Here is a 20963-nt window from a genome sequence, read left to right on the forward strand (position 1 = left end):
CATGGGGAGAATTACACACATGTGATTCCACAGCCCGCATATACGAAGAGACCCCCTCATCGAGGGGGTCTCTTCGTATCGAGAAGCGGATGCCGGTCAGCGCCAGCGCGTGGTCATGAGGAAGCCGATCAGCGCGATGCCCAGGCCGATGGCCAGGTTCCAGGCGCCCAGCCCCGGGATCGGCCATGCCTGTCCGGAGATGTAGTAGACCAGGATCCAGACCAGGCCGAGCAGCATGAAGCCGACCATGACCGGCTTGAACCAGGCGGCGTTGGGGGCGTCATCGCCCTCGGCGCGCTCGACGGCGGGCTCTTCGGGATTGCGGGAACGTGCCATGGAGACAGTCTACCTGCGCGTTCTGGCCGCGATAACGCCCCGGATTAGACTTCCGATCATGACCGTCGCACCCTCTCGACGTCGCTCACGAGCGACGTTCGCGAGCGTGCTCGGCGAGCTGCTGCTGACCGCCGGCGTGCTGGTGCTGCTGTTCGTGGTCTGGCAGCTCTGGGTGGGCGACATCATCATCGGCGCGCAGAACAACGAGAAGGGCGCCGCGCTGTCGCAGGAGTGGGATCGGATGCCGGTCCCCGAGCCTCCGCAGCCGACCGAGGGCCCCGACGGCACCGTCGTCGTTCCTCCCCCTGTGCAGCCGCATCCGGCCGACGCCGAGATCTTCGCCAACATGCACATCCCGCGCTTCGGCGACGACTACGACGTGAACATGGCCGGCGGCACCAGCCGCGCCCGCACCCTCGACAAGATCGGCATCGGCCTGTACACCGAGTCGAAGATGCCCGGCGAGGTGGGCAATCTCGCGCTGGCCGGCCACCGCACCACCTGGGGCAAGCCCTTCAACAAGCTCGACAAGCTGAAGCTGAACGACGCGATCGTGGTCGAGACCCGCGACGGCTGGTACACCTACAGGTTCCGCACGCTGGAGTACGTCAAGCCCACCCAGACCGACGTGCTGCTCGACGTGCCGCAGATGCCCGAGCTCTCCACCGGCGAGCGGTACATCACTCTCACCGCCTGCTCGCCGCTGTACTCGCTGGCCGAGCGCATCGTGGCCTACGGCGTCTTCGAGAGCTTCCAGCCCCGTGCCGACGGCCCGCCGGCGTCCCTGGCGCCGGTCGACGTCGCCACACCGTCCGCCGAAGGAGCCCGCTGATGTACGCCGCCCTGTGGCGCCTGTTGCCCGGACCCTGGTGGGTGCGCACGATCATCCTGCTCGTCGTGCTCGCCGCCGTGCTCTACGGTCTGTTCTTCTATGTGTTCCCGTGGGTGAGCCCGTTCATCACACCCGGCGAGGTCGACCTCGGATGACGGCACGGATCCTCGTCGTGGACAACCACGACAGCTTCGTGCACACCCTCATCGGCTACCTGCGCGAACTCGGCGCCGAGGTGACGATGATCGAGGCGGATGCCGGTGACGCCGCCTTCTTCGCCGATCTGATGGACGCCTACGACGGGGTCCTCATCTCCCCCGGTCCGGGCGAACCGGCGGATGCCGGAGCATCCGTCGACATCGTCCGGCACGCGGCGGAGAAGCGGATGCCGCTGCTCGGGGTGTGCCTCGGGCACCAGGCGATCGGCGCCGCCTACGGCGCCCCGATCGTCGCTGCCCCCGAGCTCATGCACGGCATGGTGTCGAAGGTGCAGCATGACGGGACGGGGCTGTTCACCGGCATCCGCTCACCCTTCGATGCCGGGCGCTACCACTCGCTGGCGCTCGCCGAGGCGGATCTGCCGCCCGAGATCCGCGTGACCGCGCGCACCGCGAACGGCACGGTGATGGGCATCGCGCACGAGAGCCTGCCGATCGCCGGGGTGCAGTTCCACCCCGAGAGCATCCTCACCGAGAGCGGTCACCGGCTGCTGGGCAACTGGCTGGCTTCGCTCCAGCTCAGCTGCCGCTGCAGTAGTTCAGGTCGACCGTGGTGGTGATCGGCACGTCGCCCGGCGCGACCGACATCGACTTCACCGTCGGCGGGGTCGACGCGGGGCAGCTGTCGTCCTTCACCGGGTTCGGCGTCATCCCGAGCTCCTTCAGCCGCGCGGTGGCGGCGTCCAGAGTCCAGCCCGTCATGTTGTCCACGGTCATCACGCCGCTCGCCACCACGAGGTCGACGACCGTCTTCGGCGGCACCTGGGCGTCGGCATCCTGGCTCGCCGACAGCACTGTGCCGCCCTTCGCCTTCGCATCGTTCTGCTGACGCACCTCGCCGAAGACGAGCCCGGCGTCCTCGATGGCCTGTCGGGCGGCATCCTGCGAGAGACCTTCCAGCACGGGCACGGTGACCAGCTCGGCGCCCGTGGACACGTAGATCGTCACGGTCTCGCCCTCGTTCAGGGTCTGCCCGGCCTCAGGGTCGGTGCGGAACACGTGGTCCTTCTCGACCTGGGAACTGGGCTCCGTGACGACCTTCGCGAACAGGTCGAGATCCTCGAGCTGGCTCTGCGCGGACTCGGTGGTCTGGTCGATCAGGTTCGGCACCGTGCGTGAGGTGCTGGGCACCTCCGGCGGACGCATGCTCATGCTGATCACCCAGAACAGCACCGAGACCAGCAGCACGGCGAGCAGCGCGACGCCGGCCCAGATCCACGCCACCGGCGGGCCGGACTGCGTGCGGGTCATCGTGGTGTCGGTGCTCAGCTGGCGCAGCGAACGGGCCGTCTCCTGCGCCTGGCGCGGGTTGGGGCCGTACAGCTCACTGGTGAGCGCGCCGATCTCCTTCTTGCTCGGCGCGCGTCCGGTGACGGCGCTGTCGAGCGCCTTGCGGAAGCTCGCCGCATCGGGGAACCGCTGGTACGGGTCCTTCGCCATCGCGCGCAGCACGATCGGATCGAGGCCGGCGGGCACCGCCTCGTTCACCTCGGTGGGGGGCACCGGGGTCTCGCTGACGTGCTGGTAGGCGACGGCCACCGGGGAGTCGCCGCGGAACGGCTGGCGCCCGGTGAGCAGCTCGTAGAGCACCACGCCGGTGGAGTACAGGTCGGTGCGGGCGTCGACCGGCTCGCCCTTCGCCTGCTCCGGGGAGAAGTACGCGGCGGTGCCGATGATCTGAGTGGTCTCGGCGACGGTCGACGACGAGTCGGACACCGCGCGCGCGATGCCGAAGTCCATCACCTTGACCGCGCCGGAGTCGGTGATCATCACGTTGCCGGGCTTGATGTCGCGATGCACGACGCCGGCACGGTGCGAGTAGTCCAGCGCCTCGAGGATGCCGTCGGTGTAGCGCACGGCGACTTCGGGCGGCACCGGCCCCGCGGCGATGATGTCCTTGAGCAGCGTGCCGTGCACGAGCTCCATGACGATGTACGGCGGCTCGCCGGCGGTGTTGCCGTCCGAAGGGTCGCCGGCGTCGAAGACGCGCACGATCGACGGATGCGACATCCGCGACGCCGCCTGCGCTTCGAGCCGGAACCGGGTGCGGAACGCGGCATCCCTGGCCAGCTCGGGGTCCAGGATCTTGATCGCGACCTGGCGGCCCAGGGTCAGGTCGTACCCGCGGTACACCTTCGCCATGCCGCCGCGACCGATGATCTCATCGACGCGGTAGCGATCAGCGAGGATTCGCGGCTCTCCTGACACGGGATGCTCCCCCTCTGCGATGATCTCTGACTGCGTGATGATGACCTCTGTGACGACTGATCCAGGTTAACCCGCGGGCGGCGGGTCCTCGGTACCGTCGCCCTGACCGTCGCCGACCGCCGGCAGGATCGCGCTCGACTGGCCGGCCGGAGACGCGTCGGAGGGGCGGTTGTCGCAGTAGGCGACGAACGTGGCCGAGACCGTCTTGCCCGCGGAACCGGCGATCGGCGTGATCGGAGCCGAAGTGACGTCGCCGCCGAAGCTGCGCTTCGTCGATCCGTCGTCGAACGTCGCGTTCGTGATCGTCACGTCGTAGGCGGTGTTCCCGCCGGTGCCGGAGGGGCAGCTGAACGCCCAGTTGACGGTGCCGGGCTGGCCCTCGGTGAGCGTGCCGGAGAACGTCGGCGCAGACGGCTGGCCGATGGCGACCATGTCCTTGTACAGCGTCAGCGTGATGATCGCGTCCAGAGGAACAGTGCCGGTGGGGTTGACGCTCTGCACGGTGCCGACCTGCTCCTGCGAGGTGGCGGGGGTGTTGCCGGTGGTGCAGTTGGCCTCGAGACCGGCCTCCTTCACCTTGGCGGTGGCGGCGTCGCAGCTGAGGCCGACCAGGCCGCCAGGGACGTCCGCGCGCGTGGGAGCCTCGGTCGTGGGCGGCGGCGTCGTCGGCGTCGTGGGCGGCGGCGCGCTGGTGCTGGAGTCCGTCGGCTCTGGCGTGTCCTGGTTGTTGAACAGCGCGAACAGCGTGCCGCCCAGCACCAGCAGCAGCAGCACGATCAGCGCGATGAGCGGCCACGTCCACGGGCTGCGCTTCTTCTTCTCGGCCTCTTCCGCAGCCTCCTCCGCCGGCAGCGGAGCGGTGGTCGGCATGATGCTGGTGGAATCGTCCACACCGAGGATGCGGGTCGCGTCGTCGGCACCGGCCGCCGCGACGCCGGCCGCGATGGCGGGCACCGCGATCGCCGCCGAGTTCAGGTCGCCGCGGCGCAGCGCCTGGGCCGCGCGGGCCACGGTGGCGGCGGACGACGGCCGGTCGGCGGGCTTCTTGGCGATCATCGCCATCACGAGGTTCTGCACCGGCTGCGGCACGGTGGCCGGCAGCGGCGGGGGCTGCTCGTTGATCTGCGCCATCGCGATGGCCACCTGCGACTCGCCGGTGAACGGGCGCTTTCCCGCCAGGCACTCGTACGCGACGATGCCGAGCGAGTAGATGTCGGTGGCCGGGGAGGCCGGGTGGCCGGAGGCCTGCTCGGGCGACAGGTACTGAACCGTGCCCATCACCTGGCCGGTGGCCGTCAGCGGCACCTGGTCGGCGATGCGCGCGATGCCGAAGTCGGTGATCTTGACCCGCCCGTCCGGCGTGATCAGCAGGTTCCCCGGCTTGATGTCGCGGTGCACCAGGCCGGCGGCGTGCGCGGCCTGCAGCGCGGAAGCGGTCTGCGCGACGATGTCGAGCGTCTTGTCGGCGCTCAGCTCGCCGTCGCGCTCCAGCACGGTCGAGAGCGCCTCGCCGGGCACCAGCTCCATGACGAGGTACGCGGAGCCGTTCTCCTCGCCGTAGTCGAACACGCTCGCGATGCCCTCGTGGTTGACGAGCGCAGCGTGGCGGGCCTCGGCGCGGAAGCGCTCGAGGAAGCCCGGATCACCCATGTACTCGTCTTTGAGGATCTTGATGGCGACGGTGCGTCCGATGACGTGATCCGTCGCCTCCCACACCTCGCCCATGCCGCCGATCGCGATACGCGACTGCAGCTCGTAGCGACCACCGAACGACACACCCTGCGTCGGCCTCATCTGCCCAGCACCGCCTCTATGACCTTCTTCGCAATCGGAGCGGCGATCGCATCGCCGGATCCGGACTGACCCTTACCACCGCCGTCTTCCACGACGACTGCAACCGCTACTTCGGGATTCTCCGCGGGGGCGAATCCCGTGAACCACAGTGTGTACGGCTTGGACTCGCCGTTCTGCGCAGTGCCCGTCTTACCGGCCACATCGACTCCGTCTATTCTTGCATTCTGCGCGGCGCCGTCCTTGACGCTCGCGACCATCGCCGCCGTCACCGCCGCGGCCGTGTCCTTGTCGACGGCGCGGCCGAATTCGGTGTCGTCGTACTCGCGGTGCACGGCGAAGTCGTCGCCGATCACGGCGTCCACCATCCGCGGGTTCATCACGATGCCGCCGTTGCCGAGGCCCGCCGACACCATGGCCATCTGCAGCGGCGTCGCGGTGACCGGGCCCTGACCGTACCCGGTCTGCGCAGTCAGATCGTCGCTGAGCCCCTTCGGGTAGCTCGACGGGGTCGACTTCAGCGGCGTCTCGAAGGCGCTGTTGAAGCCGAACGCCTCCGCGGTCTCGCGGATGCGCTCGTCGCCGAGCTCGACGGCGAGCTCCGCCATCGGGATGTTGCAGCTGAGCCTGATCGCCTCGGCGATCGTGACCTCGGCGCCAGGGCCGCAGGTGCCGCCCCAGGCGTTCGAGATCACGATCTTGGTGCCGGGGAGCGTGTAGCGGGCCGGGTTGGGCAGCGTGGACTGCATGGTGTAGTCGCCGCCGTTCACCGCGGCCGCGGCGACCACGACCTTGAACGTGGAACCCGGCGGGTTCAGGTCGCCGCCGATCCCGCGGTTGTACATCGGGTTCTGCGGGTTCTCGTCGAGCGCGTCGTACGCGGCGTTCGCAGCGTTCGCGTCGTGCACCGCGAGGGTGTTCGTATCGAAGCTGGGCGTCGACACCATCGCGAGGATGCGCCCGGTCTTCGGCTCGATCGCGACCACCGCGCCCTGCAGCCCCTGCATGGCGTCCCAGGCGGCCTTCTGCACCTGCGGATCGATGCTGAGCTCGACGCTGAACCCCTGCTGCGGCTGGCCGGAGAAGATCCGCTCGATCTCGGCGAAGAACGCGCTGGAGCCGGTGCCGGAGAGCTCGGTGTTCAGGGCCTTCTCGATGCCGGTGGCCGAGCCGAGCGCCGGGTTGAAGTATCCGGTCACGGGCGCCCACATCGGGGCATCCTTGTACACCCGCTGGTAGCGGTACTTGTCATCGGCCGGCGTCGACGAGGCGATGGCCGTGCCGCCGGCGATGATCGCGCCGCGCTGGATCTGGTAGCTGTCCAGACGCGTGCGGGTGTTCTCCGGGTTCTGCGCGAGAGTGTCGGCCTCGACCACCTGGATCCAGCTGGTCGCGACGAACAGTGCGAGGAACATCGCGAGCATCACGATCGCGAGACGGCGCAGCTCCTTGGTCATCCGATCACCACCCGGGGCTGGCGGCGCACGCCGTCGCTGATGCGCAGCAGCAGCGCGACGATGAGCCAGTTGGCGACCAGCGACGAACCGCCGGCGGCGAGGAACGGCGTGGTCAGACCGGTCAGCGGGATCACGCGGGTGACGCCGCCGACCATGATGAACACCTGCAGGGCGATCGTGAACGACAGCCCGATCGCGAGCAGCTTGCCGAAGTCGTCCTGGCCGGCGAGCCCGATCCGGATGCCGCGGCTGACGAAGACCATGTACAGGCAGAGGATGGCGAACAGGCCGACGATGCCGAGTTCCTCGCCGAGGCTGGGGATGATGAAGTCGCTGTGCGCGAGCGGCGTGATGTCGGGGCGCCCCTGTCCCCACCCGGTGCCGATCAGACCGCCGTGCGCGAGTCCGAAGATGCCCTGCACGAGCTGGTAGCTGCCGCCCTGGCTCTCGATGAGCGCGGGGTCGAACGCGTGCAGCCAGGCGGAGAAGCGCCCCTGCACGTACGACAGCACCTGCGCGGCCAGGAAGACGCCGATCGCGACGCCCGCCAGCCCGATGAGCACCCAGCTGGTCTTGCCGGTGGCCACGTAGAGCATGGCGATGAACATGCCGAAGATCAGCATTCCGGTGCCGAGGTCGCGCTGGATGACGATGATGCCGAGCGAGACGGCCCAGACCACGATCACCGGGCCCAGGTCGCGCATGCGCGGCCAGGTGATGCCGAGGAACTTCTTGCCCACAGAGGCGAGGCTGTCGCGGGTGCGCACCAGATAGCCGGCGAAGAAGATCGCCAGGCAGATCTTGGCGAGCTCGCCCGGCTGGAACGAGAACAGGCCGCCCAGCGACACCCAGACCTGGGCGTTCGCGTCCGGGATGCGGAGCCCTGGGATGAAGGGCAGGATCAGCAGCACGATTCCGGCGAGGCCGAAGATGTAGGTGTACCGGTAGAGCACGCGGTAGTTGCGCAGCGCGATCACCAGGGCGATCGCGAGGGCGATCGAGATCGCCGTCCACACCAGCTGCTTGTTGGAGTACGCCGCCCAGCCGATGAGCTTCTCGGCGATGTCGAGGCGGTAGATCATCGCGATGCCCAGCCCGGTGAGCAGGGTCGCGATGGGCAGCACGAACGGGTCGGCGTCGGATGCCACGGCGCGCAGCACGATGTGCAGGGCGAACACCAGCACGGCCAGGCCGCCGCCGATCACGAGGATCATCGGATCGATGCGATCCAGTGCGCCGAGTTGCACGAGGGTGAGCGCGAAGCCCGAGATCGCGCAGGCGAACAGCAGCAGCCAGAACTCCCGGTTGCGCTGGGTCTGCGGCTGACGGATCTTCTTCAGCGCCTTGACGACGCTGGTGTCTGCGGCGACGTCGGTCATGGTGTCGGCTCCTCACTGGGAGTCGGCGTGGGGGTCGGGGTCTCGCCGGTGACGTCGTCGGCGCTCACCCGAAGGCGGTTCACGATCGCCTCGGCATCCGACAGGGAACGGGCGTTGATCGTGCGCTCGACGGCGGAGCGCTGGTACGGCGGCAGGTCGGCGAGCAGGATCTGGGTGTCCTGGATCTCGGTGGAGAGGCTGATCGGCCCGATGCTCTGCTGCACGCCGCGGAAGATCACGACGCTGTCGTCGTCGGCGCCCACGAAGTAGCGCGTCTGGGTCCAGTTGTAGGCGACGAAGCCCGCGCCCACGAGCAGGGCGAGTGCGGCGACGAGCGCGGCGATCCATCCGATGCGCCGACGGCGCGACCGGCGCTTGTCCTCCTCGATGAGCTCCTCGAGGTAGTCGGCGGCGGGCTCGAAGTGGGTGGGCTCGTTCGCGGCCTGGCGTACTGGGTGCAGCCATCCGGTCAGCGACGAGCGCGCGGCGGGCACGATGACGCCCTGCGGGTTGGCGGCGGAGCCGACGACGGTGGGCGTGCCGGACGAGAGCGGGTGGGCGCCGCCGACGTCGACCATGACGATGGTCACGTTGTCGGGGGCGCCGCCGTCGAGCGCCTGCTTGAGCAGGATGTCGGAGGTGCGGCCGGGAGCGAGGCCGAGGCGCATCGCCTTGGCGATGTGCAGCTCGTCGACCACGCCGGAGAGGCCGTCCGAGCAGATCAGCCAGCGGTCGCCCGGATGCGTGGGCATGACGAACATGTCCAGCTCGGGGTCGATGTCCATGTCGCTGAGCACGCGCATCAGCACGGAGCGGCGCGGGTGGTAGCGGGCCTCTTCGGGGGTGATGCGGCCGGAGTCGACCAGCCGCTGCACGAAGGTGTGGTCGGCGGAGATCTGGGTGAGCTCGTCGTCGCGGAACAGGTAGATGCGCGAGTCGCCGATGTGGCCGATGACGGCGTAGTCGTCGACCATGATGATCGCGCTGAGCGTGGTGCCGAGGCCCGCGAGCTCCGGGCGGTCCTTGGAGGCGCGCACCAGATCGGATGCCGCTGTGGTGGCCGCCGCCTGCAGCTCGGCCTGCGCGTCGTCGGTGGACTCGTAGGCGTGGTCGAGTCCCTGGATGCGGTGGATGGCGATGCTCGACGCGACGTCTCCGCCGGCGTGGCCTCCCATGCCGTCGGCGACGACGAACAGGTTGGCTCCGGAGTATCCGGAGTCCTGGTTGTTGGAGCGGACCTTCCCGGTGTGGGAGATCGCTGCGCTCGAGCCCTCGAAGACCATGTCCGCGGTCAGGCTCGCAGCTCGAAGGTCGTGGCTCCCACCTTGATGGGGGTGCCGATCGAGATCGGGACGGGAGGACCGGTCAGGCGCTGGCCGTTCAGATACGTGCCGTTGGTGGATTCCAGATCCTGGATGGTCCAGGTGCCGCCGCGCGGGACGAGGCGGGCGTGATGGCTGGAGGTGTAGTCGTCACGGATGACCAGACCGGATTCGCTGGAGCGCCCGATGCTCAGCGGCTCGGTGCCCAGCGGCACCTCGAGTCCGGCCTTCGGTCCTGAGGTGATGACGAGCTTCGTCGCCGTGGAGGTGGTCGCGGGTCCCGTCGAGCGACCCTTCGCCGGCGCCGCGGGAGCGGGAGTGGCGGATGCCGCGGCCTCGCCGGCCGGCAGCTTGCGCACGCGCACGCCGAACAGGTCGGCCCGCAGCGAGTAGATGACGCCGAAGACGAAGAACCACAGCAGCACGAGGAAGGCGATGCGCAGAAGAAGGAGGACCAGTTCGCTCATCGCACGGCCTCCGTCGTCGCGAAGGGACAGAATCGGACCGGTTCCTGAGCGAGCGGACAGGCGAGCGTCGCCCTGAGCGAGCGCAGCGAGACGAAGGGACGAAGGGCGCTCACGAGATCGTGCCCATCGCGCGGGTGGCGTCGTCGCGACCGGCGACGGGGACCACGCGGAAGGTGAGGTCGGTGCGTCCGATCATGAAGGTCGTCTCGGGCGGCAGGGCCGCCTCGCGGATCTTCTGGCCGTCGATCTTGGTGCCGTTGGTGGAGCCGAGGTCGCGCAGCAGGGCGCGTTCGCCGTCCCAGAGGATCTCGGCGTGCTTGCGGCTGGAACCGGCATCCGAGATCGTGATGTCGGCGTCGCTGCCGCGACCGATGACCGTGCGCGCCTTGGTGAGCGGGTGTCGGCGTCCGCCGGCCTCGATGACGCCCTGCCAGGACACCTTGCCCTGCACGGAGCCGGAGTCGACGTGCACGGTGCCGGTGGTGAGCTTCTCGTCGGCCTCGAGATGGATGGAGAGTGGGCCGGCGAAGCTGTAGCCCTGCGCAGTCGCGTGCGAGGTCATCAGTGCGAGCAGCTCGTCGGTGAGGGCGCCGCCGAGCGCCTGCATCCGCTGGGCGTCGTCGGAGGCGAGGTGCACGACGTAGTCGTTGGGCGCGATGATGCGGTCGCGGCTGACGACCGCGGCCTTGGTGTCGGCCTCGCGGCGCAGGGCCGAGGCGATCTCGACCGGCTGGACGCCGCTGCGGAAGGTCTTCGCGAACGCGCCGTTCACGGCGCGCTCGAGACCCTTCTCGAAGCTGTCAAGTAGTCCCACTGGGCTCCTAAGGCATGGCTGACCGGTAGGGACATCGTAGCCAGCCCGGCTGAGTGAACGCCTCTGCCGCGTCGCTCCGCCGCGAGAAACGCCTCCCGGTATGAGGCAGGGCCGCTGCGGCCGTTTCTCGGGCGCAGTGGCATTTCTCGCGGGATGCCGGGGATGCTGCCGTGTTCATCGACGCCGAAATCGCATGTTAGGCTTGTGCGGTTGGTTCGTCACGGACCGACATGCGCGAGTGGCGGAATAGGTAGACGCGCTGGCTTCAGGTGCCAGTGCCTGCAAGGGCGTGGGGGTTCAAGTCCCCCCTCGCGCACAGATGGTGTGTTTAGGAAACTAGACAGATCCGATTACGAAACCGGCCCGGTTCCATTTAGGAAACCGGGCCGGTTTCGTTTTCTCCTATTGACCTGGGTTTTTCTAGATGCTGGCAGGCGGGAACGCGTGTTGCAGCGGTGCCGCACTGACGATGCTCTCTCTACCTGGTCAGATCCCCGTCCGGCGCGTCAACGGAGGCTTGACGTTGTCCGTGAGGTTCATGGGTAGCTGCAGCTCGTCAGACAGTTGATCAAGCTCAATGAGCAGTTCTTCATCGTTCGTCAGCCGGGCGAGGACCCAGCGGGCCATCATGCACGCGATGGCGCACACATAAGTTGCCTGGCTTCGGTAGGCATACTCCTGCTCGTACAGGATGTGGAGTTCGCCTTCTTCGCCCTCAGTGAGGAACGCGGTCACCGCACTGTGCGTCACGTGCACGTGTTGAGAGAGGATGCGGTAACTCATCTGGAGGAATTTCTTGTCGTCGAGGTCACGCATCATGTCCGTGAACTTGCCCAGCTGCTTGCCCTTTGGAATCGGGTCGAGTTGGCACAGCGCTTCGCGGAGCTCGTCATTGTCGAGCCATTCCGCGAGACTGCGGAAATGGTCGACGCGGTCGTGAGCGACGGTGTTCCTATACCTCGTAACCCCGCCATCGACGACGAACACCCATTGCAGGGTGACAGCGTGCTCCAAGGCTGCTCGCGCGAGCGGCACGGCTTCGCCTTCCATTCCGGCTTTGACGAGGGTCAGATAAGCGTTGCTGTAGCGGAACGTGCGGACGATCAGTCCATGGAGCAGCAGATACTCGTCGTGATGGGCAGCACTGACCGTGACGCTCGGTGCCTCACGCGCATCGGTGGCGCAGCGCTCTATCCATTCGACAAGCGCGGACTCTGGTACGTGCCGCATATTCCAACGTTAGGTCTGCCGGTGAGCGCAATATCACACGCGACACGCGGTCGAATCCGCTGCATCACGGCTCGTCACCGCAGTTCGCTGCCGCGACTCATCGCGGACGGAGTGTTCCGACCCGTCCTCCATGCGGAAACATCCACTCTTCAGCAGGACGTTCGGAGTCCACGTGGAGCCTGACGACACTCGGCGACAGAAAGCTAGCTAGTCGACCCTCGGGACCAGGATCTCGACGGGAAGTTACCTTGGCTGCCTGCGTCAACCGCGGTCAGCAACGCGCAGAACTCGCGCAACATCGCGAGCCTGCTGCCTTCGTGCGGGCGCTGATTAGATGAACCCGGCCTCGCGGATCCGGTCTTTCGCCTCCAGGTAGAACCTCAATTCCTCGAGGCCGACAGTTGCGCTTCCTTCTTCCGCACCGGGGTTGGTCACCGCCTGCAATCGATCCAAGGCCTCTCCGCGACCTAAGACGGTGGACACGAAGCAGCCAAGTGCTGCAGCGATCCCGAGCACTTCGCCGAGATTCGGCATTACCTCCCCCGACTCGATGCGGCTCCACGTTTCCGCGGATAGTGGGGAGGTCTGGTGTTGTGTCAGCCCGATGTCGGCGCGGAGGCGGGCGATGCGGTCGCCAATCTCAGTCACGAGAGCCTCCTTCTGTTCCGTCCCCGACAGCCGCCCGAGCGATCCCCCGCCGGCTGTTCTCCCGCCCGTCGAGTCGCCTGCTCGCAGTGCGATGGGGTCGAGGCCTCACGGCGGGGCGGAGCAGATGTGAGCTGGTCATACCTACTTCATGCGCAGTGCACCTTCATGCCCAGTGCGCGCGGAAATATCTCCCGGCCTCGTCAGCATCGACTCGCACTTCGGATGTTGCATCGCGGAAGCGACGGCATTACTCCCGAGTCTTCGGCCAGGGAACCCCCGGCGGCCAGGGCGTGGGCAGGCCGAAGAACTCGAGCGCCGGCGTGGTGGCTGCCGTGGCGTCCAGCCGGTTGTCGGTCATCGTCATGGTGTCTATCGGGCCGTCCAGAGGTGGCGCCGGGAGCGCGGCGCCGGGATGCCGCCACAGTGTCGCCTGGGTGTGGTGCAGATGATATGGCTGCAGCTGATTGACCAGGAGCACTGCGGACACGTTCGTGTGTCGCCAAGCTGGCGGCGCACCGAAGTAGCCGTCCAACCCGCGGAACCCGCTCGCTTCCTCACCGTCGTTCCACTGAATCCGTTCGTGCCCGTAGAACGCGTTCGTGCTGTGCCACAGGTCCGGGTCGTGTACGTAGAGTCCGACAGCGATCACGAACGGCTTATCCAGCGCGCCGTACTCGCCGTGCTTCGATTTCAGGGCGCGCTCGATGATAACCGCGTCGTCGACCCACTGCGCCGGCTGGTGAGCATAGACGCCGATGGCTCGGTGGTGAGAGCGAGCCTGGCCCCGAGGTTTCGCCTTCCTCGGGAGCGCGGAGAACTCTGCGGCCCAGTCGCCGTTCTCCCACCGGAACGCCGGAGCCGTCGCCCAGTCGGTGACAGCATCAGGGTCCAGTGATCTGAGCCACGCGTGGAGTGCGCCGCGGAGCTTAGATGCGGGTGGGTTGGATGCACCGACTGCGAGCGAGTTCAACGAGAGGGTGAAGTTCAGGTCTTCGAGGCGGTTGATGACGTCCAGGAACCTGTTCTCCCGGGCCCGCCCGGACAGCGTCTGCTTGCTTGCGCCAGGCACGACCGCTTCTACGTAGAAGCCCGTGCCGTTCTTTTCGGCGTAGAAATCGGGCCGGCGCGAAGTGTGTGCAAGCTTGGGATGCACGGTGATCTGGTGGCCGGTGCGTCGAAGTAGCTCGTGGATGTACAGCTCAAGCATGACGCTGCTGTACTCGTGTGCGTCTCCGGAACGCAGGCGCCCGCGGACGTCCGCATAGTCTTCGTCATCGGCGAGGCGGTCGCACCAGTCCTGAATCAAGCGGCGCGGGTGCTCCCAGAACTCGCCGGCGACCCTGTTGAGGAAGGGGAACGAGGACTCCTCGTGCGTCGCCGGGGCAGTGTTCGTGCGCTCGCGCACGTCGAACACCGGCGGCCTGGAGTCTCGCATGCGACCAGCTTTCCATCCCGAATTGCGTGAGAGCGTGGCGACGCCACACCACTCGTGCCCGTGCTCTGGCTGTCGCGATGATGATCATCAATCATCATCGCGACGACAATCATCATCGCTGAGCTCAGGTCCGGACGGGTGGGGGGGTGTCGGGGGTGCTTGGCGGGTGGGTCGTGATGTCTGCCGCGGAACGAGCGGCGGCGACGGCCGTCGCCGACTGAGCATTCATTGCGACCGTCGGGAGATTCCGCAGTTCGCCTTCCGCCCCAAGGCCGGCACACGGCCATCGCCAGCGGGCCGAAGTTCATGCGGGCAAAGACTGTGGGCACATTTGCGGGGAACCTAACGATCCCGCTCTTGATCGTGGCCAACAAGTAGCACCGCGCGAGCGCCACAGCAAGAGTGACCAGCGCGCAGAGCATGACGCCATGCAGGCTCTGCCATGCGTGGGAGCCGCCAGACGAGCACCGACCCGCTGACAAGCGAGAACATGGGCCAGCCCTGATTCAGAGGGCTCAACCCATTGACGCCATCGAAGTTGAACTATCGAATCGCGCCAACACGGCCGGCGAACGGAAGGGGACGCATTTCAGTCCAGCTGTCGGCGCTCAACATATCGGTGAACGGCATTTGATTTCCATTCAGGGCGGGGAAGTTCGCTCAGCGGTCCTGGGAGCAGCGACGGCGAGGCACGCTGTGGTGGATACTCTCTGTGAATGACAACACCTGCTTTCGGTGAGGATCGGTACGTTCGAGCCGCTGCGGATCAAGACCCCGGTCGCCCTCTGCCCATGGCATGGGACGATTACAAGTCGGCTGTGCTCGCCGACTGGGACAAGCTGCTGGACAGCGATCCCGAAGAGGCAGCAGTCCAGAGCTTCCTGGAGCTGCACCCGGCCATGATCCCCGGCGGAAGCGGCGACGTGGGCCCGGGCGGGCACCACGGGTCCGATGGGGGTGTGGTCTTTGCGCAGCCGCGGCTGAACGGGCGGGGGAAGAACTTCGAGCCCGATTTCATGTGGGTCACTCGTTCATCGGCGCTGATCACCCCGATCCTCATCGAGATCGAAAAGCCGGGTAAGCGATGGTTCAACAAGGACGGTCGCCCGTCTGCACATTTCACCGCCGCGCACGACCAACTGAACGAGTGGCGTGCGTGGTTCAAGGAGGGCAACAACGCCAGTGCGTTCCGTGAGCGGTTCCTCTTCCTCGGCGACAAGTACACGTCCCGCCCGCTTGAGCCGCACTTCGTGCTCATCTTCGGTCGTCGGAGCGAGTTCGAGGTGGGAGGGGGATACAGGGACCCCGACGCGCTGCTACTGAAGCGGGACACTCAGCGGGGTGAGCATGAGCAGTTCATGACCTTCGATTCGCTGACACCGCGCCATGACCATTCCAGTTCAATCACGGCGACCATCGGGCCGAGCGCCGTGCGGCCGTTCGCGTTCTCCCCCATGTATCAGACGACGCCGGGATCGGGAGATGAAGCGCTTGCGCTGGGGGACCCGCGTGAGGCACTTGCCCGGTCGGTGATGATGACGGATGAACGTAAGGCGTACATCGCATCTCGCTGGCAGCATTGGGCAAACGTGGAGCGCTCCGTGCGCACCACCAACAGGACTCTGATGCGAGAGATGGGACGCGAGTGACCGGCACGAGGGAGGCTCACGAGCCCGAGCATCGCCTGCAGTATTTCGGGCAGCATGATCTGTCCTCGGGCTGGCAGGCGGGCGAAGCGGCCGCAATCGTGCGCGCCTTCGACGGGTCATCCCCGCCCGGGAATGTTACGGACCTCATCGAGCTCCACCACGCGCACCAGTTCGTCCAGGCGGGTTTTGTGCCCCGGACCCTCACTGACGAAGAAATGGCGGAGCTCAACGAGAAAAGCTCCCGCATCCGGGGTGCCGTTGCCCGCTTCTTCACCGAGGTGAACAGCTCTAACCTTGACGCACGCATCCAGGCGGTTCCCTTCCAGTACCGCAGTGATGTCCTCACCTTGCTCGGCAACAATCGGGCGTTCGAACGGTGCGGAGCAGCGCAGATGCTCCCGCTGCTCCTGGCCCAGGGGTTCCGGGTGGGTGAGCTGATTGAGAACAAGAAGCTGGTGTCCGCATACGACCCTCAAGTACGTGAGCTCATGATCGAGGACCCACGGAACGCAGAGCTCCTCATCGAGCATCATTTCGGGAGAGACCGGCGCCGGCACCTCTATATCCCCTCCTCTCTCACCCCCGCGGATGCCAGGGATCTGATGAGCCGCTACCTTCAGGCGCCTGAGGCGAACGGGAACTACGTGGCGCTCATCGAAGCAGCACCGATCACGAAAGACACCGGGGTCGACGCCAAACTGAAACTGGACGCAAAGCGCCGCAAGGCCCGCGACACCAAGGCATTCTTCGAGAACAACGAGGGCATCCGGACGGGCGTCGAAGTGAGCATCGTCGGCGGCCAGGAAGGACCTGCTCTGTCCACGCTCGATGGGATGGTCATACACCTCTCATATAGCCGCGAATGGCTGGAGCAGACCACAGATCCCGCGAGCGTGCTCAATCACTTCCAGCACCTGTTCGAATTCGCCGACGAGAACGTCCTGCTCACCCTCCCCTCGTACAAGGCAGAGCTCGGTACTCTCGAGGGGCTCTTCACTTCCGTCGGGCGCACCGACTATCACATGGGTGCGGCCTACAGGATCCGCGACATGAGCTCCACGGTCCAGACACAACTGACCCTGGATTTCCTCCGCGACAAGGGCATCGACCTCGAATCCGTCATCGCCTGGTTCTTCCAGGAGTACCTGCCCGTCGAGTTCGGCGCGGACGGGTTCACGTTCTCCCCCTCAAACAAGGAGTCCGGGTACTTGGAGAAGACCCGGAACCTCCTGTCGGAGATGGAGAGCGTTGTGCGCCAGTTCGATCTCTTCGTGGCGGACGGCGAGATCGACAGAGAGCTGCTCACCATCACCTCAGACACCGTGCGGTACAAGCACATCCCCACACTCAATGACGGAAAGTACCTCTACGCGACGGACGCACCGGAGATTCAGCAGATACTCCACGCCCTGTTCTCCGACCAGTCTCTGATGGGTTATCTCCGGGAAGAGCTGCACGAGGACACGCTGACTCAAGTGCTCCTGCGCCACACAGTTGCCTACAGCGATTTCCTGGATGTGCACCGGGGAACGCTCGACCATCTCATTGGTCTCGGAATCCTCCAGCGCGAAGATGAACACGTCCGCGTCGCGAGCATTCCCCAGCTCCTCATCCTCAGCTCTTTGTGGGCGAGGGAGGCCGCGAGCTACTGCCACCTGCCGGCAGCGTCGCGCTCGCTGGCTGACGAGATGGTCGAGCGTGGTTGGCTTCGCCGGAGCGCGACTCTGCTCACCGCCGCGGAGGCCGGCTACTTCAACTTCCACCTCAACAAGGCCGAGTTCTTCAACGGGCCGGAGATCCGCAACAAGTACCTGCACGGAACACAGGCAGATGCCGACGGCCCGCAGGCTCATTTCGACGCTTACATTTCCGCCCTCAAGCTCACCCTCGCGCTGGTCATCAAGATAAACGACGACTTCGCCCTGAAGGCATCCAGCCCCGGCTAGCCCCAAGGCCAGCCCACACCGCGTTTCCGGTTTCAGGGTGCCGGTGCACATTCCGTGAAATGAATACCTTCAGAAGAAGCGACGCTTCTAGGACGAGGCGAAACCGTCCCCGGGATCATGGAAGGGCCGGGGACGGTTTCATCCATCCTCCCTCGTGACCGCCCAGTTGCCGTCGTCAGTTGCTCACCGCCGCCGGCCGTCGCATGGTGTTGTGTGCACTCTTGCCGCCCTTCAATCCGGGCACACGCTGTGACTCCGATACGTTGAAGCGGTGAGCACCCCGCAACGCCGCGTACAACGAGCCGAGGGCCCACCGGATCCCCTCCCGGCGCAGGACGCCAACGAGCCCGCGCCCGCAACAAGCCCGGCCGAGGAGGAACGCTCAGGGTACGAGTATCTGCGCCCACTCGGGAGGTGGTTCCGCTGGTACGACCTGCCGTATGTCATTCTCAACAGGCTCCACTACTCGAAGGCCGCCTCGAGGCTTCCTGTACGGTGGCAAGAAGCCCTCCGCCGTTCCGAGAGCTTCCTGGAGCAGACGCATTATGCGAAGGAGTTCCGACGGCAGAAGGGGCATCGGGACTGGTGGCGGATCCACCTTCCCGACGACGAGAAGATCGCCCTTCCAGCGGTGTGGGTGGTGGAGTACTTCACCGCAAGCGGCGTTCACCGCCTGTACGACTCCATCCGACGTGCCGGATGGAGCGCCCCTCAACTGTCGAGAGACCACGCCGGCGAGGAGGTGCTCGCGTCATCACGCGCCGGGGGTGGACAGGTCGGCTGGCGGATCGCGCACCTGCACTCTGGGGAATCCACGGGCTTCAGTGCCCTCACTACGCACCGTGCGACGCTCCCACCGGGCGTGACAGCCGCCAACATCTACGGCGTGCCCATCGGCAAGGGGCTCACCGCGGTCGTCGTCAGCTTCTGGCTGGATGAGTCTCATTCTGACAGGCTGAATGACGTGCTGCACGCCGACCACCAGGCGGCGCTCATTCGCCGGCCCGGGCACCTGGCGGTTGCCCAAGGGCCCAGTGCGGTCCTCCACCACCGTATGCAGCGCGAGCGCACCCGCACCCATCAGTCGATGCGGAAATGGATGACCGGAGCTCTTCCTGGCACGTTCGCACGCTCCGGGAAGCCCCAGCCACTGTTCGACCTGGTGTTCTTCGACGTCGCGGACCCGCTCGCAGACGGCTTCATTCCCGCGCGCCGCGAGAACGACGCCGTCCGCGGGATCGGCGTCGACGCGATGACGGGATACCGCACGGTCAGCCCCGATCTTCCCGGGCTGCTGTTCGAACCCGCCGATAGCCGGAGTTGGGCGGAAGACATCACCGCGAACGTGTGGACGCTATGGGGCAACAGCGCTGTGGCGGCCGGGCTCGCCATCGGCAGCGACAAGAACGTTCAGGGCGCAGCGCACAGTGTCGGAGCCGACACCACGGACTTCATGGCCCGCACCGGACTCACCGCTCTGCTCAGGCTCCTGCGGGAGAACGCATCCGTCGCGCACGACAACGCCCGCAAACTCCACGGCGGAACCTCGAGCCGAAACCTCAAACGCCTCCGCGAACGCACCTTGACGACCAGCCTGGACCTGGCCACGCTCGAGGAAGACATCAAGGAGTACAACGGGCGCGGGTGGCGGTTCAACGAACCGCAGTTCTACATGGAACGGGCTCCGTCCTTGCGGCAACGGGAGATTGAAAGTGGGACGCAGCACTCCCCGCCGATTGATCTCAACAAGAACGAGCGAAAAACCCAGAAGAAGCTCGCACGGGAACTCGTGGCCTTCGATACGGACTACCGCGAAGTCCTCAACACCGTCGCATCCATCGGGGCTTCGCTGGACTCCCGGCGCGTGCAACGCGTAGCCGTATGGATTTCCATCGCCTCCCTCGGGGTCGCGCTCGCGACGCTCTGGGCGACCAGCCCTACCGCTCGAGACCTCATCCTGATGGCGTCGGACGCTATCAGTTCCTGGTTCTCCTGAGCTCTCCTCACATCAGGGATTGAGTGTCGAGCTGTTGGTCGAAGAATCGGACGGTGGTGTCGCTTTTGTGCGTGGTCCTGAGCTAGGGCGCGGGTCGCGCAGAGTCGGAGCGGCACGTTGAGTGCTGAGGTCTTGGGGGTTTTGCCGAGTGCCCCGCCGCTATTGGAGAGCCGTCAGCAGACGAGCTGCCCGAGGCATGACTCGCCCGACGCCTCCGCCGAAGTTCAAATGGCTGAGTTGCCCAAGTGCGAGACTGGTCCCGTGTCACGTGATTCAGCCAAATCTGCTCCCGGAGGCGCCAGGGTGTATGCCACGCGCCCCTATTCGGTGACCGCCGAACAAGAAGCCAAGGTTCGGGAGCAACTCGCAACGCCAGAAGGGCGCGAAGTTCAACGGATCTTCATCGAGGGGCTTCTCCGTGGCATTGCTCGGAATATGATTCTCCGCGGCGCCGTCGATGCGGCAACCATCTCATTGGACGAGTTGCGGACGCTCGCCTGGCAGGAATTCGTTGACCTCCGGGACACAGGAGAACTGTCGCTCGAAGCGGCGACTGACTACTCTGCCTCCATCTTGGAGGATGCGCGCAAGTTCGCCGCGGACGGCAAGGTCGAGTATGCCTTCGTCTTCTACGGTCTGTATCTTGAGCATCTTCTGAACTGGGCGGTTAGGGACGGCGGCATCCGGTGCTCGCTGACGAAACCCGAAGCCATCGAGATCATGAAGAAATCGATCTATGACAAGACCGGCGTCATGTGGGTACTCCTCTTCGGTGAACCGATGCCCGAAGAGCTGGCCCGCGACATCCGTGCCGTCGCAAATCTGCGCAATCAGTTCACGCACTATAAGTGGGCGCCTGATCCGGACTTGTATAGGACTCACGATGAGGTTGAGCGGCAAGAGAGAGAAGCGCTGGGAACCGCGGAGCGCGCGGCGGAGGGGCTCCGCCGCTACATCGACGAACTGATCGCCCCTGCCGAGAGCGATGTCTTCGAGTGGCTCACTGATAGTGATTCTGCCGCCATCACAGCCCTAACCGAGGCACGTTCTATCTAGTCAAAGCGGGCCTCGCTCAGGCTTTCGGCGAACTCGGAAGGATTCCCAACACGTTGCCGAAGTCAATCCTGAAGTTGCAACGCTGCTCGCGCTGACGCCCAGGAGGGAAGCGTATTGGCGGCTCTTCGCAGTTGAGCGTGTAGCGGCCTGAGCGTGGTGTTGGCCGGGTAGGCGTCGAG

The 20963-nt window shown here is 66.1% G+C and carries 18 protein-coding genes and 1 tRNA gene; 8 read left to right on the forward strand and 11 right to left on the reverse strand.

The annotated features are described in order from the left end of the window. Nucleotides 1-96: 96 nt before the first annotated feature. The gene (locus tag GON06_RS18270) at nucleotides 97-336 is read right to left on the reverse strand and encodes a cell division protein CrgA (RefSeq protein ID WP_157313727.1); all 240 of its coding nucleotides are present in this window, start codon (nucleotides 334-336) and stop codon (nucleotides 97-99) included. Nucleotides 337-394: 58 nt separating this feature from the next. On the opposite strand from GON06_RS18270, the gene GON06_RS18275 reads away from it, so the two are divergent. Genes GON06_RS18275 through GON06_RS18280 form a run of 3 tightly spaced genes read left to right on the forward strand, consistent with a single transcriptional unit; the run spans nucleotide 395 to nucleotide 1946 of the window. Then, complete coding sequence (locus GON06_RS18275) at nucleotides 395-1168, forward strand: class E sortase (protein ID WP_157313728.1); 774 nt, start codon at nucleotides 395-397, stop codon at nucleotides 1166-1168. Continuing rightward, entirely contained in the window at nucleotides 1168-1323 is a 156-nt protein-coding gene (locus GON06_RS18580) for a hypothetical protein (protein WP_198346766.1), read from the forward strand. The genes GON06_RS18275 and GON06_RS18580 overlap by 1 nt, the downstream gene beginning before the upstream one ends. Then, entirely contained in the window at nucleotides 1320-1946 is a 627-nt protein-coding gene (locus GON06_RS18280) for an anthranilate synthase component II (protein WP_157313729.1), read from the forward strand. Before GON06_RS18580 ends, GON06_RS18280 begins: the two co-directional genes overlap by 4 nt. On the opposite strand, the gene pknB is transcribed toward GON06_RS18280, so the two are convergent. The 7 genes from pknB to GON06_RS18315 form a co-directional block, all read right to left on the reverse strand. After that, nucleotides 1906-3594 carry a Stk1 family PASTA domain-containing Ser/Thr kinase gene (gene pknB, locus GON06_RS18285; RefSeq protein WP_332837713.1) on the reverse strand — a complete coding sequence of 563 codons (1689 nt, stop codon included), beginning with the start codon at nucleotides 3592-3594 and terminating at the stop codon, nucleotides 1906-1908. The two genes, GON06_RS18280 and pknB, sit on opposite strands and share 41 nt — an antisense overlap. A 66-nt stretch (nucleotides 3595-3660) precedes the next feature. Further along, nucleotides 3661-5388 carry a serine/threonine-protein kinase gene (locus GON06_RS18290; protein ID WP_157313730.1) on the reverse strand — a complete coding sequence of 576 codons (1728 nt, stop codon included), beginning with the start codon at nucleotides 5386-5388 and terminating at the stop codon, nucleotides 3661-3663. Then, nucleotides 5385-6842: a penicillin-binding transpeptidase domain-containing protein gene (locus GON06_RS18295; RefSeq protein WP_157313731.1), complete on the reverse strand. Its 1458-nt coding sequence runs from the start codon at nucleotides 6840-6842 to the stop codon at nucleotides 5385-5387. The genes GON06_RS18290 and GON06_RS18295 overlap by 4 nt, the downstream gene beginning before the upstream one ends. Next, nucleotides 6839-8221 (reverse strand): FtsW/RodA/SpoVE family cell cycle protein, encoded by a 1383-nt coding sequence (locus GON06_RS18300; protein WP_157313732.1) that lies wholly within the window; start codon nucleotides 8219-8221, stop codon nucleotides 6839-6841. Before GON06_RS18300 ends, GON06_RS18295 begins: the two co-directional genes overlap by 4 nt. Continuing rightward, nucleotides 8218-9504 carry a PP2C family protein-serine/threonine phosphatase gene (locus GON06_RS18305; RefSeq protein ID WP_157313733.1) on the reverse strand — a complete coding sequence of 429 codons (1287 nt, stop codon included), beginning with the start codon at nucleotides 9502-9504 and terminating at the stop codon, nucleotides 8218-8220. The genes GON06_RS18300 and GON06_RS18305 overlap by 4 nt, the downstream gene beginning before the upstream one ends. Nucleotides 9505-9512: 8 nt before the next feature. Beyond that, nucleotides 9513-10010 (reverse strand): FHA domain-containing protein FhaB/FipA, encoded by a 498-nt coding sequence (locus GON06_RS18310; RefSeq protein WP_157313734.1) that lies wholly within the window; start codon nucleotides 10008-10010, stop codon nucleotides 9513-9515. 109 nt (nucleotides 10011-10119) lie between these two features. Beyond that, nucleotides 10120-10824, reverse strand: a complete 705-nt coding sequence (locus GON06_RS18315) for a DUF3662 and FHA domain-containing protein (protein WP_332837714.1) — start codon at nucleotides 10822-10824, stop codon at nucleotides 10120-10122. 232 nt (nucleotides 10825-11056) lie between these two features. Here GON06_RS18315 and GON06_RS18320 point away from each other — a divergent pair. Beyond that, a tRNA-Leu gene (locus GON06_RS18320) sits at nucleotides 11057-11140 on the forward strand. Between the two features lie 170 nt (nucleotides 11141-11310). Here GON06_RS18320 and GON06_RS18325 read toward each other — a convergent pair. The 3 genes from GON06_RS18325 to GON06_RS18335 form a co-directional block, all read right to left on the reverse strand. Continuing rightward, entirely contained in the window at nucleotides 11311-12054 is a 744-nt protein-coding gene (locus GON06_RS18325; RefSeq protein WP_157313735.1) for a DUF5677 domain-containing protein, read from the reverse strand. Between the two features lie 330 nt (nucleotides 12055-12384). Further along, nucleotides 12385-12702 (reverse strand): helix-turn-helix domain-containing protein, encoded by a 318-nt coding sequence (locus GON06_RS18330; protein ID WP_157313736.1) that lies wholly within the window; start codon nucleotides 12700-12702, stop codon nucleotides 12385-12387. Between the two features lie 247 nt (nucleotides 12703-12949). After that, a complete protein-coding gene (locus GON06_RS18335) occupies nucleotides 12950-14137 on the reverse strand; it encodes a hypothetical protein (protein WP_157313737.1) in 1188 nt (395 codons plus the stop codon). A gap of 791 nt (nucleotides 14138-14928) precedes the next feature. On the opposite strand from GON06_RS18335, the gene GON06_RS18340 reads away from it, so the two are divergent. The 4 genes from GON06_RS18340 (at nucleotide 14929) to GON06_RS18355 (ending at nucleotide 20784) form a co-directional block, all read left to right on the forward strand. Next, the gene (locus tag GON06_RS18340; RefSeq protein ID WP_157313738.1) at nucleotides 14929-15786 is read left to right on the forward strand and encodes a Shedu anti-phage system protein SduA domain-containing protein; all 858 of its coding nucleotides are present in this window, start codon (nucleotides 14929-14931) and stop codon (nucleotides 15784-15786) included. Then, nucleotides 15783-17732 carry a hypothetical protein gene (locus GON06_RS18345; RefSeq protein ID WP_157313739.1) on the forward strand — a complete coding sequence of 650 codons (1950 nt, stop codon included), beginning with the start codon at nucleotides 15783-15785 and terminating at the stop codon, nucleotides 17730-17732. The genes GON06_RS18340 and GON06_RS18345 overlap by 4 nt, the downstream gene beginning before the upstream one ends. A 271-nt stretch (nucleotides 17733-18003) precedes the next feature. Continuing rightward, nucleotides 18004-19728, forward strand: coding sequence for a hypothetical protein (locus tag GON06_RS18350; RefSeq protein WP_157313740.1), 1725 nt, complete (start codon nucleotides 18004-18006; stop codon nucleotides 19726-19728). Nucleotides 19729-20031: 303 nt separating this feature from the next. Continuing rightward, entirely contained in the window at nucleotides 20032-20784 is a 753-nt protein-coding gene (locus GON06_RS18355) for a hypothetical protein (protein ID WP_157313741.1), read from the forward strand. Nucleotides 20785-20963: the final 179 nt, after the last annotated feature.

Source organism: Microbacterium sp. MAH-37 (genome assembly GCF_009758255.1).
Taxonomy (GTDB): Bacteria; Actinomycetota; Actinomycetes; order Actinomycetales; family Microbacteriaceae; genus Microbacterium.

What these genes read in the sequence shown, in the direction of transcription:
- GON06_RS18335 (WP_157313737.1), bottom strand. Translation starts at nt 14,137, where the DNA reads ATGCGAGACTCCAGGCCGCCGGTGTTCGACGTGCGCGAGCGCACGAAC.
- GON06_RS18310 (WP_157313734.1), bottom strand. Translation starts at nt 10,010, where the DNA reads ATGAGCGAACTGGTCCTCCTTCTTCTGCGCATCGCCTTCCTCGTGCTG.
- GON06_RS18325 (WP_157313735.1), bottom strand. Translation starts at nt 12,054, where the DNA reads ATGCGGCACGTACCAGAGTCCGCGCTTGTCGAATGGATAGAGCGCTGC.
- GON06_RS18290 (WP_157313730.1), bottom strand. Translation starts at nt 5,388, where the DNA reads ATGAGGCCGACGCAGGGTGTGTCGTTCGGTGGTCGCTACGAGCTGCAG.
- GON06_RS18275 (WP_157313728.1), top strand. Translation starts at nt 395, where the DNA reads ATGACCGTCGCACCCTCTCGACGTCGCTCACGAGCGACGTTCGCGAGC.
- GON06_RS18280 (WP_157313729.1), top strand. Translation starts at nt 1,320, where the DNA reads ATGACGGCACGGATCCTCGTCGTGGACAACCACGACAGCTTCGTGCAC.
- GON06_RS18580 (WP_198346766.1), top strand. Translation starts at nt 1,168, where the DNA reads ATGTACGCCGCCCTGTGGCGCCTGTTGCCCGGACCCTGGTGGGTGCGC.
- GON06_RS18305 (WP_157313733.1), bottom strand. Translation starts at nt 9,504, where the DNA reads ATGGTCTTCGAGGGCTCGAGCGCAGCGATCTCCCACACCGGGAAGGTC.
- GON06_RS18340 (WP_157313738.1), top strand. Translation starts at nt 14,929, where the DNA reads ATGGCATGGGACGATTACAAGTCGGCTGTGCTCGCCGACTGGGACAAG.
- GON06_RS18295 (WP_157313731.1), bottom strand. Translation starts at nt 6,842, where the DNA reads ATGACCAAGGAGCTGCGCCGTCTCGCGATCGTGATGCTCGCGATGTTC.
- GON06_RS18300 (WP_157313732.1), bottom strand. Translation starts at nt 8,221, where the DNA reads ATGACCGACGTCGCCGCAGACACCAGCGTCGTCAAGGCGCTGAAGAAG.
- GON06_RS18270 (WP_157313727.1), bottom strand. Translation starts at nt 336, where the DNA reads ATGGCACGTTCCCGCAATCCCGAAGAGCCCGCCGTCGAGCGCGCCGAG.